The organism is Mucilaginibacter lacusdianchii, assembly GCF_009770985.1.
Classification (GTDB): domain Bacteria; phylum Bacteroidota; class Bacteroidia; order Sphingobacteriales; family Sphingobacteriaceae; genus Mucilaginibacter; species Mucilaginibacter lacusdianchii.
In genome coordinates, this window is sequence record NZ_WSRW01000002.1 from 482,903 (window position 1) to 497,273 (window position 14,371).

Sequence of the window (14,371 nt, forward strand, 5' to 3'; positions counted from 1 at the left end):
GTCGTTCAAGCTTACAGCCTGATACTTCGGACTCATCTTTATTTGTTAATACCCGTCACCGTCTAGCAAGTTACCTAAACCGCCAAGGATACTCCCTTCTTCTTTGCGGCCGCCTGGTGAGGCATAGGTTAAAATGCGACTAGCCAAACGGCTCACCGGCAGGGTTTGAATCCACACTTTTCCCGGTCCGCGCAGGGTAGCAAAAAATATACCCTCGCCGCCAAACAGCTTGTTACGAATACCGCCAATGAATTCAATATCGAACGTTACGCTGGCGGTATAACCCACCAAACAACCGGTATCAATTTTTATCATTTCGCCGGGCTGCAGTTCTCGCTCAAACACATGGCCACCGGCATGCATAAAGGCCATACCATCACCCTCTAAACGTTCCATTATAAAACCTTCGCCACCAAACAAACCGGTACCTAAGCGGCGCTGAAACTCTATATTGATACCCACACCTTTTGCTGCGCATAAAAACGCATCCTTCTGGCAAATTACGGTGCCACCTAATTGGTACAAGTTTAATGGAATAATTTTACCGGGATAAGGCGAGGCAAAGCTGACACGCTTTTTGCCATGCCCAACATTGGTAAATGCTGTCATAAACAAGCTTTCGCCGGTAAGCAACCGTTTTCCCGCACTAAATAATTTACCCACTAAGCCTCCGTTTTGCTGATGGCTACCGTCGCCAAATATGGTTTGCATTTGTATGCCGTCGTCCATCATCATAAATGCGCCCGATTCGGCTACAGCTGTTTCATTTGGATCAAGCTCAACTTCTACATATTGCATTTCTTCACCAAAAATGCGGTAGTCAATTTCATGGTTTCTAATCATATGTGTTGTTCGTTTTAGGTGTTAGAAATTTACTATTAAACTACTGTTTTTACCTAATGTTACAATACAAAATAACGTATGCTGCTATTGGGGGTTAGCTGTTTCAGCTTTAGCTGGCTGTTTAAATGTTTGATAGTTATTTTTTACGTACACAATTAAGTCGTACGAAGTCATACTTTTTAACTGTGTAGCTGTTGGTCTGTACCTGTTAATAAACGATTGTAGCGAATCGCCTTTTAATCCGGTAGCCTGGGTAACCAATTGGCGGTTAAACGTACGGTTTACAAAGTCATTTTCCTCTTCTTTCAGTAACACCTTTTGCAGCTTCGATGTCTCCCCCTTCTTCTTCGAAAAAATATTGTTTACTAACTGTAGCGCATTAACACTTAATATGGCTGTTGTATTGTTGGGTGCTGTTAAATTATCGTAAGGTTTATACAGATTGGGCGAGCGGGTAATAAACGCATCTTTTAGAACCCTGTTTTTATTAATGAACGTGGAAGCGTATTCCTGGCGCAAACGTAAGGAATCCAGCCCTGCATCATGCTTTCCAAAAACAGTGACCGGCTTTAACAATACAGATGCTTTGCTTAAATAAATTTTAAGCGTATCGCCAGACGATTTATTGATAATAGAGTGGAATGAAACATACCCGGTAGCTTCAACTAAGACAGTATCACCAACATGGGCTGTATTTAACCGGAAGATGCCTGTATTGTTAGTTGTAGCGTTTTGATAAGTGGTGCTTATCCGCGCATTTGCAACAGGCAAACGCGTACTACGGTCAATTACACGGCCATTTAAGGATTGGGCGTTGAGTTTAAAAATGCAGAATATAAAGGATAAGGTAATAACCAATTTCATGGCCTGTAAGTTAAGTTGATACAACCGTCAGATTTTATTAGCTAATTTAGGGTTAATACCGTTTACATTTTACCGTTTAACAATTCTTAACATATATGAAAAGCCAAAGCGAGTTCAGTAGCTTTAACTGAACTCGCTTTGTGTGCTTATAAATTAGCCCATAACGCTATACGCCTTCTGATCCGCTCAGATGGTTATAGCGGGCAACAGGATGCAAAGCTTTGCCAATAGCATCCAAAAATTCGGGATTGATATCGGCATCGTCCATTACATTCCACTGGCCATCCTTTTCTACCATCACAAACGAATCTTTTTCGGGCGATAATATACGCCAGCCTTGTTCGCCATTATAATCTTCGGGTTGAGCATCCAATTCAATATCGGTATGTGTTGCTGGTTCTTTTACTGTAATAATCATAGTTCAATGTTTTTTGATGTGTATACAAAATAACAGCCGCTACAAATATTGGTTTATATAAATTTCTTTTTAGTTAATTCACTATTCAATTATAGTACCTTGCTATTAATAAGGTGATGGTAACAATATTAGTATCCATTAGTTCAACTGGACTATTAAAAGCACTTTCAAACAGCGGCTATTTGCTTAAGCAATCTTCATGCATTTACAGTTAATCATTTTCAATGTGGATAACCTACCGGATGATGTGCAAAACCTTTGCTAATATTTTTAACAAAATACATTTACCTTTAAGGCGATTGTTTTATACTAGTTAAGATAATTCACCAGCACGAAAAATATGGCTACAGAGGTAAAGTGTCCGAGTTGTAATCATCCCTTCCCGATTGAAGAAGTGATGACTGAGGAATATAAGAAGCAGTTACGTTTGCAAATGCAGCAATTTAAGCTGCAAAAGGAAGAAGAAGCCCGCAAAAAAGAAGAAGAGTTTAGCGCCTTGCAACGCAAACAGCAGCAGCAATTTGAACAGCGCCTTACAGAAGAAAAACGGCAGTTGCAATTAGCCATGGAGCAAACCCTCCGTCAATCCATAGCTTCTGATTACGAAACCAAAATGCAACTGTTGCAAAACACGGTTGAGGAATCGAAAGAAAAGCTACGCCAATCGCGCGAAAAAGAGCTGGAGTTTATGCAAAAAGAGCAGCAGCTAAAATCACGCGAGGAAGAACTGGAACTAATTACCCAGCGCAAATTGCAAGAACAGCGTGTAGAGTTGGCCGAGCAGATACGCAAGCAAGAACACGAAAAGTTTAACGTACGTGATACAGAATACCAGCTTAAAGTTAAAGAACTTGAAAAGCAGCTGGAAGACCAGAAAAAGCTGGCCGACGAAATGAAACGCAAGGCCGAGCAGGGCTCCATGCAGTTACAGGGCGAGGTGCAGGAACTGATTTTGGAAGAAATGCTGCGCAGCTATTTCCCATTTGATGTAATAGGTGAAGTAGGTAAAGGTATTCGTGGGGCAGATTGCATACAAACCATCCGCAACCAATATGGTCAAGAGTGCGGCCGCATTATTTACGAAAGCAAACGAACTAAAGAGTTTGGCGGCGACTGGGTAGAAAAATTAAAAAAAGATATGCGCCATATTGGGGCCGACACCGCTGTTATTGTAACACAGTGCTACCCTAAAGGCATGGATTGCTTTGGCGAAAAAGACGGCGTTTGGATTTGCTCATTTGAGGAAGTCAAAGCGGTATCCTATGTATTGCGCGATTGCATCATAAAAACATCGGCCATTATGCGAGCACAGGAAAATAAAGGCGATAAAATGCACCTGCTGTATGACTACCTGATGAGCAATGAATTTGGCGAGCAATGGAAAGCCCTGCGCGAAGGTTTTATGAGCATGCGCCTGTCTATTCAGCGCGAGCGCGATGCCATGGAAAAACTTTGGAAAATGCGCGAAAAGCAATTGGAAAAAGCACTGATTAGTGCTGCTCACATTAAAGGATCTATTGAAGGCATAGCTGGCAGCGAAAACATACAACTTAGCTTAACCGATGATGAAGACATGCTGATGCTGGGCTAATCCCGCACGGTTTTGATACTTTTCGGATCAAACAATGAGGCTGCTTAATTGTCGGTATTAAGCAGCCTTACAGGTGATGTATGTATAAATTTCTATCCCTATTTGTTTTAATATGCTGTGCACAATTAGCCTGTGCGCAATTTTCCGACACTACCCATTATCATGCTTTGTTTAATGGCACAGGTTCTCTGAACCGTGCTAAAGATGGTAAATCCTACCTGCTTAATAATGCTTTCACCTTCGGCTTAAAGAAAAAAAGTATCCAGCTTAATTTAAACAACAACTGGATATACGGCAAAACCAACAGCGACCTTACCAATAACGACTATTCTACCTCGCTTGATTTTAACCTTTATAAAGGCATACCGCATTCTTATTATTGGGGTTTAGCTAATTATAACACCAGTTTTTCGCTCAAAATAAACAATCAATTACTGGCCGGTGGTGGTATTGCCTATAGTATTTACGACAGACCTGAAGCCTACCTAAATATCAGCGACGGTATTTTATATGACTTGAGCGATTTATATATTAATGATCAGCGCATTAATTATCATACTTACCGTAATTCGCTTCGGGTACAATTTCGTTTCATTATAAAAAAATTGATTACTGCCGATGGCGGTACATTTTGGCAACCCTCCCTCACAAGGCGTAATGATTATAACTTGCGCTCTACGTTTAACCTGGGCTTTAAGTTAACTAACTGGTTTAGTTTAAATAGTTCACTGGCGTACAACCGCATTTCGGTTACCAGCAGCGAAAACCTGCTATTGACCTATGGTTTGCGGTTAGAGCAGTGGTTTTAATACATATTGTCAAGGTGTGCTACAATTGAGTGAAGTTACGATTTTATAAAACTTCAATTATTGTGTATTGCTTTCCATTCAAACTAAAAGTATCTCCTGCCCTACACCCTTTCATCTTCAACCCAATTGGCGAGCCTGGCGATATAGCAAAATACGTTTCCCCGTTTAAAGCAACCGTACCTGCGCTAACAGATAAATAAAACTTGCCATTATCGGTAACCACTATACTTCCGGCCTCGGCAATTGTAGCTTGGCCGTTAGTACTGATGTGATTAAGCGCAACCAGCAATTTGTTGGCCTCTGTTAACTGGGCCATATTGCGGTTGGTTTCCTGTTGCATCATCTCACGGCCGGTTTCGTACTTGTCGCCGGCGCTGCTTTTGGTATCGTCTTTAGCGGCTTGCTGGGCAGCTTCAATAGCTTGTTGGGCAGCGTCCAGGCGCTGTTGTATCAGGTTAGCACATAGCTGGTGCAGTTGTTTCTTTAAATCGCTCATAGAAGTATACAAAGATAAGCGTTTGCCGGTTGCTTTGAATGAAGCCTTAAAACCATTAAAACAGAATATCATGATTATAGTTATATGCTGATACAAGCCGCTCAAAAGCATCTAATTGATAACATAGACCAAGGGCCTTGCATTTAAAAACAACTATTTATGAGTATTAACGACGATAAAGATGCTTACGCATTTTACAAGGAGGCATTAGAGCTGCTGGAAGAAAGTGAAATTCCGTTTATGCTGGGCGGCGCTTTTGCCATTTTTCATTACAGTGGTATTTACCGCGAAACCAAGGATCTGGACGTTTACTGTAAATCGTCTGACTGTACGCGCATTATGAAATACTTTCAGGACCGGGGTTATGAAACGCAGTTTACTGATGCCCGCTGGCTTGCTAAAATATTTAAGGGCGAGTACTTTATTGACTTGATTTTTGACACGGTAAACAACATTTGCACCGTAGATGACAGCTGGTTTGAACGCGCTGTAGATGCTAGTTTTTTTGAAAAAGACGTCAAACTATTACCGCCCGAAGAACTGATTTGGAGCAAAATATATGTTCAAAATCGCGAACGCTACGATGGTGCAGATATTAATCACTTACTGGTACAATACGGCAGCAACCTGGATTGGAAACAGCTGATGTTTAGAATGGACCAGCACTGGCAATTGTTTTTAGCGCAGTTGCTTTCCTTTCAATTTGTTTACCCGGCTGATTATCAGGACATCATACCACGTTGGGTATATGACGAATTGTTGCGACGGGCACAGGAACAGTATGATGTACCGGCCCCTACCGAAAAAGTTTGCCGTGGCCCGATGATTGACCAAACACAATACAGCGTAGATATTAAAGACTGGAACTATAAATCGTACACCATTAAAACTGTATAAATTCTGATGGACGACAAAAAGATAACCCGTATAGCCGCCGTTGGCGATATTCATGTTAAAGAAACTGATCATGGCAAGTGGGCCGATTATTTTCGTGAAGTATCGGCCCATGCAGATGTATTACTGATATGCGGCGATTTAACTGACACCGGTGATGAAGACGAAGCTAAAATATTGTCGGAAGAGTTACGCTCTTGTACCATACCAGTTATATGCGTATTAGGGAACCACGACTACGAAAAAGGCCGCCAAAAATTAATCAGGCAGGCTATACAAAATTCGAACGTTCATATTCTTGATGGCGAGGCCTTGGTAATTGGCGACGTGGGCTTTGCGGGGGTTAAGGGCTTTGGCGGTGGTTTTGACCGCTATTTGCTTACCATGTTTGGCGAGGATGCTAACAAAGCCTTTGTACAGGAAGCGGTAGACGAAGCCCTTCACCTTGAACGTGCATTAAATAAATTGGATGCCGATCCACAGGTAACTAAAAAAATTGCCGTGCTTCATTATGCCCCCATCAAAGCAACTGTGGTAGGCGAACCCGAAGAGATATTCCCTTTTCTGGGATCATCCCGCCTGGCAGAGCCTTTAATTCGTAACAACGTAGTGGCAGCGTTTCACGGGCATGCACATGCCGGAACGCTTGAGGGTGTTTTAAATAATGAGATACGCATTTTCAACGTGGCTAAACCTATTTTGGTGAAGGCCGGCTATGCGTGCCCTTACTACCTGTTTGAGGTTTAGCAGCAATGCCAAACCATACCATAACATGTGTGTTTGAACATCTTTGGCTTAACATTTGTTAATAACGTAAACAAATACTTTGGTAATGCTCATGTTACATTAGTAATTAAACCATTACTTAATATTCGCATCTATCATATAAATAAATTGGAACATCCTATGAAAAAGACCATTTTGTTATTCAGCTTGATATTATCAGTAATAATATCTTCTACATCTACTACTAACGCTCAACGTCGTAAAATGAGCTCACAAGCCAAAGGCGCTTTAATAGGCGGTGCAGGTGGTGCCGTTGCCGGTGGTTTAATTGGTCACGGTGTAAAAGGAGCTCTAATTGGTGGCGCTATTGGTGCCGGCGGTGGTTATATTATTGGTAACGAGCACCGTCGTAACAAAGCTAAAAGACAACGTGCTTACTACCGCTCACACCATCGTACAACACGCTATTACTCACGTCGTCATCATTAATAGTTAATTAACCATAAAAACAAAAGCCTGTGCAAATGTACAGGCTTTTGTTTTAGTACCTAAACCAACAATATAGTAAAACCTAAACTGCTTAATACCTGTTCAAAATTTTAAAGGAACTACCATGGCCGATATACAAATTACCAACCGCGAAACATTATCTGAGCGTAAATATCCACTTAAATACTTCAGCTATCAAAAACCAAATGCCGATGGTAATATGCACAATATGGAGGCTGAAGTTTATTATCGTCCAGACGCAGTAGCTGTATTGTTGTATGACGAAGCACAAAAAAAATTTCTCCTTACCCGCCAGTTCAGGATGCCAACGTTTTTAAATGGTAATGATACTGGTTATTTGCTGGAGGCATGCGCGGGTTTAATTGACGAAGGTGAAGAGCCAGAACAATCCGCCATTCGTGAAGTGGCAGAAGAAACCGGATTAAAAATTCAGGAGGTTGTAAAAGCTGGAGCAACGTATACATCAGCCGGTGGTATTACCGAGTATTTACATCTGTTTGTAGCGCCTTACGATAGCAGTAAAAAGCATTCAAAAACAGGCGGACTGCCTGAAGAAGGTGAAGACATAGAATTGATTGAACTGAATTTTGACGAAGCGCGTCAAATGTTAAAAAATCAACAAATTAAGGATGCAAAAACCATAATGCTATTGCAACATTATTTTTTATTTTGTTAATTACAATTGTCAAAATATTGTAAACAAATTTACCTTCCGTTACGTAGTTAGAGGGTAAATTAAGATAAAATAAATCTACATGCAGATTAGCTAATGGGGAAAGGTATACGTTTTGCTTTATTGATTAGCTTATTACCTTTGGGTGTATTTGCACAAAATGGCGGCTCATTTGGTGTGGCACCTAAAAGCGATACTGTTCCTCAAAAAGATTTAACGGATGTTATTGGAGCCTTTTTTAAAATGAAAGCAAAGCCGGCAACCAGCATGTCAAGTGATTCAAAAGTTTACTTTTCATTTTTACCTACGGCCACCAGTGTACCCGGTGGCGGCAAAGCTTTTATCACATCTACCACAGCCGGCTTTTATTTGGGCGACCGTGAAACTACCAATTTATCTAACGTTAGCTTTACCCCTTACTTTAACCTGCAAGGACGTTTTGGCTTACCGTTACGCTCCAGCATCTGGCTTAAAAATAACAAATGGTTTATAGCTGGTGACACACGCTTAATGGTTTATCCGCAAGATACCTGGGGTTTAGGCGGTGATCAGCCTGAAGAGAACAAAACGGGTTTAGATTATAAATATGTTCGCTTTTATCAGAGCGTTTTACGCCGAATAAAACCGTATTTTTTGGCAGGTTTTGGTTATGCTATGGATTACCATATCCGTATAAATACCAAAGATCAGGAAGCCAATTTGCAGGATGTATCTGATTATACCTTCGGCACGGCGCCTGGGCAAAATTCTTTTTCATCAGGCGTTACCTTTAACTTACTTTACGATACCCGGAACAATTCTATCAACCCAATGCCAGGTTGTTATGCCAATTTTATTTACCGCTATAACACACCTGCTTTAGGCAGTAACCGTACATGGCAATCCGTTTATTTGGATATGAGAAAATACGTGGCCCTGAGCCACGGCCCTGTGCAAAACACGCTGGCATTTTGGAGCTATTACTGGTCTACCTTTGGTGGTGGCACCCCTTATTTAAGCTTACCCAGTATCGGTTGGGACGTATACAACCGCTCGGGCCGGGGCATTGAGCAAAACCGCTACAGAGGTTCGCGGTTGGCATACTTTGAAACTGAATATCGGCGGGGTATTACCCGAAATGGTTTGCTGGGATTTGTTTTATTTGCTAATACTACCTCGGTTACAGAGCCCGAAACCAATAAATTTAAATACTTCCATCCTGCAGGCGGCGCCGGTTTGCGTATTAAGTTCAACAAAAAATCTAATACCAACATTGCTATCGATTATGGTGTCAGCAAAGGTTTCTCCTCAATCCGCTTAAACTTAGGCGAAGCGTTTTAAAGTTTGTAAGCAGCTTTTCAATTGCTGCACTTAAAGCCGTTTCATATGTCATTTGATATCCTCAAGACTATTCACCAATTGAAATTATATTGATTATAAGCTAAGGATTACCCCTTGCAATAAAATTAAACATATAGAAAAACAAGAAAGCCGCTCTGTTTTACAGAGCGGCTTTTAATTGATGAACTATTACTATACTAAATTAAAATCCTGTGTTTTGCGGGAATCTAGGTCCAACAGTTACCAAGTCTATCTGCGTTTGCGGGATAGGTCTTAGCGTCATAAAATCCTGAATGTTTGGTCCGGCTTCGCTGTTGTATTGTTTTACACGGCGCACCAATGATTGCGTACGTGTTAAATCCCACCATCTTAATGATTCGCCGTACAACTCACGGGTACGCTCATCCAAAATCAAATCTATCCCTCCTGCCTGTGCTTGCGCAGTAGTTAATTGCATATTGGCTACCGCATTTGATGGGGCTGCAGGTGCGTTTGCCGGCCGGTTTGCTGCACGGGTTCTTAACACGTTTAACATAGTTACTTCTGTACTATAGTCTCCTAGTTTAAAAGCAGCTTCGGCAGCAATCAGGTAAACTTCTGAAAGGCGGAACAAAATGGTTGGACGCACAGAGGGGTCATTAATTGCAGGACGACTAGGGTTATCAAACTTTCTTAAAGATGGAAAAAAGTTTCCGCTGTATGATCCGGTACCATTGGCTATACTTTCGCGAACCATTATCACACCTTTAAAAGTAGCCCTTTTAGCTGCTCCGGGGTCATAAGGCGGCATCCATATAGCGGTATCCTGTCCTACCGTTAGCGTACCGCGAGGAGTGGTAATGTTTGCAGTATTGGCAATCCATGTAGTTTGGAAAGTATTCCAATAACGGTAATCATTTGTTTTATCAGCAAAAGCAACTGTTTCTACATAATTAGAATTTGGCCTGGCACGGAAAAACGGACGACCATTTGCCAAATCCCTCGTCATTACGTTTGAACCGCCTACAGCCGGATAATTGGCATTAACCGTTGGATAGTTTGGCCTAAAAAACCAAGCCCAACCATTCACTTTGCCGCTTGACGCCTGCGATACGTAGTCGCCATATTTAGGATCAGAACTGCGGTCTATCCCAAACAATGCCTCGGTATTGCCGGCATCTCTGGCTTCACTGTATGCATCTGCATAATTGTTGTATAAAGCCAAACCAGATCCGGGGCCGTAAGAGCCCTTGTTGGTGATTAAGGTTTGAGCAGTTTGCAAAGCCATCTGAAAATCAGATTGCGAATTGGTTTGCCAGCCTCTGGTTAAGTATGCTTTTGATAACAAATACAAAGCTGAAGCTTTGGTTGCAGCATATCCCTGAAAAGGCGATGAAGCACCGGTTGATGAAATAGACTCGCCCGGACGGCTTTGTAATTCTGCTGATGCCTCGGTTAAGTCTTTGATAATTTGCGCCCAAACATCGGCTTTAGGTGCACGAGTATCAGAAAGAGTAGGTACCGTAACAAAGGTCGTGTGCAACGGCACATCACCAAATGTTTGCACTAAATGAAAGTAATAAAAGGCTCTTAAATACTTAGCTTGAGCCAGGTAAGCAGTGCGGGTAGTAGCATCAGGAAATGCACTTGGGCCGTATTGCAATACACCGTTAAGGGTGTTGATGTCCTGATAAGCGATACTCCATAAGCCGTACAACGCATTGTAAACATCATTTACATTGTTTACATAATTAAAGTAAGTACCAAAAGCCTTACCACCGTTACCCGATCCGTTGGCAATAATACTTTCATCTGTACCAAATTGGCAATAGTATAAAAAGCCCTCTGTACCCCACAAATTCCGCAAATCAGAATAAACACCGGTAATACCACCCAGTACACCGCCCGAAGTAGTAAAAAACTCGGGAGTAATGCTGGATTTAGGAGCTTGATCTAAAAACTTTTTACAGCTGCTTACACTCATTGTGCCAAGTGCAGTAAGCAATAAAGCTATTTTTTTATATGATTTCATGTTGTTGATTTAAAAGGAATTAGAATTTTGCATTAAAGCCTAATGAAAATGTACGTGATGGCGGATTAGCCAAACCGATAGTAACCGCACGGCTTAAAGCATCAGCTGAAAAGCTTGATGCGCCTTGCAATTGGTTTCCATAACCATTTCCTTCAGGATCGATTGCTAAACCTTGTCTAACCAATGGTGAGTAGATAATGAAAGGATTATTGCAGCTTGCATAAACACGCAACGAGCTAAAGCCGGCACGCTTAATCATGGTTGATCCAAATGTGTAGCCCAGGTTGATGCTACGCATTTTAATGAATGAACCATCACGGTACTGCAAAGTTGACCCATTATTCGGGCCGGTTAAACTGGCGTCAGGCTGTGGAAAATCTTGTGTTGGGTTAGTTGGTGTCCAATAGTTTACATTGTATTGGTTTACACGGCCCGAGTTAAAGAAAGGATAACCAGAACCACCTGAATCAGCACCTAAGTAAGTAACCGCAACTTTTTGACCGATACGAGCGAATGCTACGAAAGTCAGATCAATTCCTTTAAATGAAAATCTGTTTGTTAAACCAGATACGAACTTCGGCTGATATGAACCTTGGATTTGACGGTCGGCAGCATCAATTTTATTATCGCGGTTAACATCTTCTATTTTGATCTGACCTGGGCGTGCGCTGTATTTCGCAGCCTCTGCAGCTTCACTTGTTTGCCAGATACCTACTTTTTTGTAATCGTAAATGATGTTAAATGGCTGACCAACAAACCATCCGTTAACAATATCCTGCTGTAAGTTATCATGCAAGTCTACAATAGAGTTTCTCACAAATGAGATGTTGAAATCAGTAGACCAGTTTAAGCCGTTTTTGCTACGTAAGTTAACCGAGCTTAAAGACACTTCTACACCATTACCTTTTGAACTACCGGCGTTAACCAGTGTAGTTTGTGCGCCGTTACTAGCCGGTAAAGTTTGTTGTTGCAAAATATCGTAAGTTCTTTGCTGATAATAATCAACCGTACCGGTAAGGCGATTGTTAAACAAACCAAAGTCAACACCAAGATTGTAATTGTTAGTATGCTCAAACTTTAAGTTGTTAGGTAAATTAGTTACCAGATAACCTATTTGGCCATTGCTGCCATAGTTGTAAGCATTGGAGCTTAAGTTACCCAATACCTGGTAAGGATTGATGCTTTGATCGGCAGTTACACCATAACCAGCACGCAATTTAAGGGTGTTAACAAACTTTATGTTTTTCATAAAGTTTTCCTGGTCGATATTCCAGCCTAAGGCAAACGCCGGGTAGGTGAAGTATTTATTACCTTGAGTAAGTACCGATGAACCGTCTGTTCTTACAGTAGCCGTTAACAGATATTTACCATTAAACACGTAGTTGGCTCTTGCCATATATGACAACAGGTTACGGCGGCTATAATATGGCTGGTTTGAACCGTTGATAAACAGCGTATTTGCAAAAAACAGGTTATAACTTTGCAGATAATCAGCCGGCATACCATTACCATTAATAGTTATTCCTTGTGATTGATCCCGCTCAGCACTGTATAAACCGGTTAAGGTTAGGTGATGTTTTTGCGCAAATACCTTATCGTAGGTTACCAAGTTTTCAATCAACCAGGTAAAGTTTTCGTTATTGGTTAAGTTTTCTGCGGTTTTATCAGTAGTAGTGTTAGAGTTAACGATAGTACTGATTGGCGAATAACCTTGGCCGCGGGTTTGCCCAAAAGTATAGCTGGCGCTTAAGCGGTATTTTAAACCGTCTAAAATATTCACTTCACCATAAACTGAGTTAAAACTGTAAACCCTTCTGTTTAGTGCCTGTATGTAAGGATTGTTTAAAGTAAGTGGGTTAACACGGTTAGGCTCATCAACCGAACCCTTCATTGGCAGCAGGTTAATTGTACCATCTGCATTATAAGGAGAAGTAAGCGGACTAATGGCAAGTGTATTGTATAAAATACCGGTTACTGCGTTGCTGTTGGTTAAAGTTCCAAATGTAGTTACACCAACTTTAACACGTTTACTAACGTTATGATCAATCACAGCGCGTAAAGATGCACGGCTAAAATCTTGAGTTACCTGGGTGCCTTTTTCATAATAATAACCACCGCTGATAGAGAATTGTGTATTCTCGTTACCACCAGAGATACTTAGCTGATCGTTAGTCAGCAAGCCTTTCCTGTATATGTAATCTTGCCAATTGGTACTGGTGCCATTAGCAATGCCTTGCAACTCTGCAGCAGTAAATGGATAACCGGTAGCTTTTGCAGGGTTACCATTAATAGATTCTTGTTTAAAAGCGGCAAATTGTGCACCGTTCATGAACGGGTACTTTTTAGTAATGTTGCTGATACCGGCGTAGGCATCCAAACTAACAATTGTTCTGCCGGTTTTACCTCTTTTGGTAGTTACGATAATTACACCGCCAGAAGCTCTTGAACCGTAAATAGCAGCGGCCGATGCATCTTTTAAAACATCAATGCTTAAGATATCATCCTGGTTTAGATCGTTTAAACTACCGCCTACAAAAGGTACACCATCAACTACGAATAGCGGACCGTTCTGTGCATCTGCCTGACTTCTGTTTGTTGCGAAAGAGCGTTCGCCACGTAAGCGGATCTGGCCTTGTGAACCCGGCGTAGAACTGTTACTGGAAATATCCAGGCCTGCAATACGACCTTTTAACTGGTCTACTACGTTTGGTGATGCTGGTACCTCTTGTAAGGTTGTTCCACTAATGGAAGCTACCGAACCGGTTACGTCCTTTTTACGCTGCGTACCGTAACCTACCACTACTACATCGTTAAGACTTCGCGAATTGGCCGACATTCTAACGGTTACGTTATTGCTTTGTGCAGTAAGCGCAATTTCTTGGTCTACATATCCTACATAAGTTACTACCAAGGCAGGCTCGCCTTCCGGAACCGTAATGGTAAACCTACCATTCACATCTGTAGTGGTAGTTAACTTGGCGGTTTTTAACCTTACTGTAGCACCAATCAGGGTCTCGCCTTTCTCGTCCAGTACTGTACCGGTTACGCTTCTGGACTGTGCATACAGGTTTACCGAAAGCATACTGATACTAATAAGTACCAGCAAAGCCTTCCAGCATTTAATGAGTCTAAGTTTTTCCATAATTAATTTAAAGTGTTTGTTTTTGGTTGTCAAGTTTTAAGAATACACTGGTAACTTACAGTGCACTATACGGC

At 41.5% G+C, this 14,371-nt stretch carries 13 protein-coding genes; 7 read left to right on the forward strand and 6 right to left on the reverse strand.

Translation table 11 applies throughout. The features are described from left to right. Positions 1-45: 45 nt before the first annotated feature. The 3 genes from GPM24_RS09265 to GPM24_RS09275 all read right to left on the reverse strand — a co-directional run bounded on the left by GPM24_RS09265 (position 46) and on the right by GPM24_RS09275 (position 2,125). The gene (locus GPM24_RS09265; RefSeq protein ID WP_158826481.1) at positions 46-843 is read right to left on the reverse strand and encodes a TIGR00266 family protein; all 798 of its coding nucleotides are present in this window, start codon (positions 841-843) and stop codon (positions 46-48) included. Positions 844-927: 84 nt separating this feature from the next. Then, the gene (locus tag GPM24_RS09270; RefSeq protein WP_158826482.1) at positions 928-1,707 is read right to left on the reverse strand and encodes a carboxypeptidase-like regulatory domain-containing protein; all 780 of its coding nucleotides are present in this window, start codon (positions 1,705-1,707) and stop codon (positions 928-930) included. A gap of 166 nt (positions 1,708-1,873) precedes the next feature. Then, a complete protein-coding gene (locus tag GPM24_RS09275) occupies positions 1,874-2,125 on the reverse strand; it encodes a hypothetical protein (RefSeq protein WP_158826483.1) in 252 nt (83 codons plus the stop codon). Between the two features lie 340 nt (positions 2,126-2,465). On the opposite strand from GPM24_RS09275, the gene GPM24_RS09280 reads away from it, so the two are divergent. Continuing rightward, positions 2,466-3,716, forward strand: a complete 1,251-nt coding sequence (locus GPM24_RS09280; protein WP_158826484.1) for a DUF2130 domain-containing protein — start codon at positions 2,466-2,468, stop codon at positions 3,714-3,716. Between the two features lie 80 nt (positions 3,717-3,796). Continuing rightward, the gene (locus tag GPM24_RS09285) at positions 3,797-4,525 is read left to right on the forward strand and encodes a DUF481 domain-containing protein (RefSeq protein WP_158826485.1); all 729 of its coding nucleotides are present in this window, start codon (positions 3,797-3,799) and stop codon (positions 4,523-4,525) included. Between the two features lie 43 nt (positions 4,526-4,568). On the opposite strand, the gene GPM24_RS09290 is transcribed toward GPM24_RS09285, so the two are convergent. Further along, a complete protein-coding gene (locus GPM24_RS09290; protein WP_233268771.1) occupies positions 4,569-5,093 on the reverse strand; it encodes a 3-oxoacyl-ACP synthase in 525 nt (174 codons plus the stop codon). An 87-nt stretch (positions 5,094-5,180) separates the two neighbouring features. Between GPM24_RS09290 and GPM24_RS09295 the strand changes: the two genes are divergently transcribed. The 5 genes from GPM24_RS09295 (at position 5,181) to GPM24_RS09315 (ending at position 9,144) form a co-directional block, all read left to right on the forward strand. After that, positions 5,181-5,918, forward strand: a complete 738-nt coding sequence (locus tag GPM24_RS09295; RefSeq protein WP_158826486.1) for a nucleotidyltransferase — start codon at positions 5,181-5,183, stop codon at positions 5,916-5,918. Between the two features lie 6 nt (positions 5,919-5,924). Continuing rightward, positions 5,925-6,662, forward strand: a complete 738-nt coding sequence (locus GPM24_RS09300; protein WP_158826487.1) for a metallophosphoesterase family protein — start codon at positions 5,925-5,927, stop codon at positions 6,660-6,662. 159 nt (positions 6,663-6,821) lie between these two features. Continuing rightward, on the forward strand, positions 6,822-7,130 hold the full coding sequence (locus tag GPM24_RS09305; protein WP_158826488.1) for a YMGG-like glycine zipper-containing protein: 309 nt from the start codon (positions 6,822-6,824) through the stop codon (positions 7,128-7,130). 124 nt (positions 7,131-7,254) lie between these two features. Then, positions 7,255-7,827: an NUDIX domain-containing protein gene (locus tag GPM24_RS09310; RefSeq protein WP_158826489.1), complete on the forward strand. Its 573-nt coding sequence runs from the start codon at positions 7,255-7,257 to the stop codon at positions 7,825-7,827. Positions 7,828-7,920: 93 nt separating this feature from the next. Continuing rightward, positions 7,921-9,144: a BamA/TamA family outer membrane protein gene (locus tag GPM24_RS09315; RefSeq protein ID WP_158826490.1), complete on the forward strand. Its 1,224-nt coding sequence runs from the start codon at positions 7,921-7,923 to the stop codon at positions 9,142-9,144. A gap of 202 nt (positions 9,145-9,346) precedes the next feature. On the opposite strand, the gene GPM24_RS09320 is transcribed toward GPM24_RS09315, so the two are convergent. Both GPM24_RS09320 and GPM24_RS09325 read right to left on the reverse strand, forming a co-directional pair. Continuing rightward, positions 9,347-11,155: a RagB/SusD family nutrient uptake outer membrane protein gene (locus GPM24_RS09320; RefSeq protein ID WP_158826491.1), complete on the reverse strand. Its 1,809-nt coding sequence runs from the start codon at positions 11,153-11,155 to the stop codon at positions 9,347-9,349. Positions 11,156-11,174: 19 nt separating this feature from the next. Continuing rightward, positions 11,175-14,297, reverse strand: coding sequence for a SusC/RagA family TonB-linked outer membrane protein (locus GPM24_RS09325; RefSeq protein ID WP_158826492.1), 3,123 nt, complete (start codon positions 14,295-14,297; stop codon positions 11,175-11,177). Positions 14,298-14,371: the final 74 nt, after the last annotated feature.

Coding starts and splice junctions, on each gene's coding strand:
- GPM24_RS09280 (WP_158826484.1), top strand. CDS start 2,466: ATGGCTACAGAGGTAAAGTGTCCGAGTTGTAATCATCCCTTCCCGATT.
- GPM24_RS09285 (WP_158826485.1), top strand. CDS start 3,797: ATGTATAAATTTCTATCCCTATTTGTTTTAATATGCTGTGCACAATTA.
- GPM24_RS09310 (WP_158826489.1), top strand. CDS start 7,255: ATGGCCGATATACAAATTACCAACCGCGAAACATTATCTGAGCGTAAA.
- GPM24_RS09295 (WP_158826486.1), top strand. CDS start 5,181: ATGAGTATTAACGACGATAAAGATGCTTACGCATTTTACAAGGAGGCA.
- GPM24_RS09325 (WP_158826492.1), bottom strand. CDS start 14,297: ATGGAAAAACTTAGACTCATTAAATGCTGGAAGGCTTTGCTGGTACTT.
- GPM24_RS09290 (WP_233268771.1), bottom strand. CDS start 5,093: ATGATATTCTGTTTTAATGGTTTTAAGGCTTCATTCAAAGCAACCGGC.
- GPM24_RS09275 (WP_158826483.1), bottom strand. CDS start 2,125: ATGATTATTACAGTAAAAGAACCAGCAACACATACCGATATTGAATTG.
- GPM24_RS09300 (WP_158826487.1), top strand. CDS start 5,925: ATGGACGACAAAAAGATAACCCGTATAGCCGCCGTTGGCGATATTCAT.
- GPM24_RS09270 (WP_158826482.1), bottom strand. CDS start 1,707: ATGAAATTGGTTATTACCTTATCCTTTATATTCTGCATTTTTAAACTC.
- GPM24_RS09265 (WP_158826481.1), bottom strand. CDS start 843: ATGATTAGAAACCATGAAATTGACTACCGCATTTTTGGTGAAGAAATG.
- GPM24_RS09305 (WP_158826488.1), top strand. CDS start 6,822: ATGAAAAAGACCATTTTGTTATTCAGCTTGATATTATCAGTAATAATA.
- GPM24_RS09315 (WP_158826490.1), top strand. CDS start 7,921: ATGGGGAAAGGTATACGTTTTGCTTTATTGATTAGCTTATTACCTTTG.
- GPM24_RS09320 (WP_158826491.1), bottom strand. CDS start 11,155: ATGAAATCATATAAAAAAATAGCTTTATTGCTTACTGCACTTGGCACA.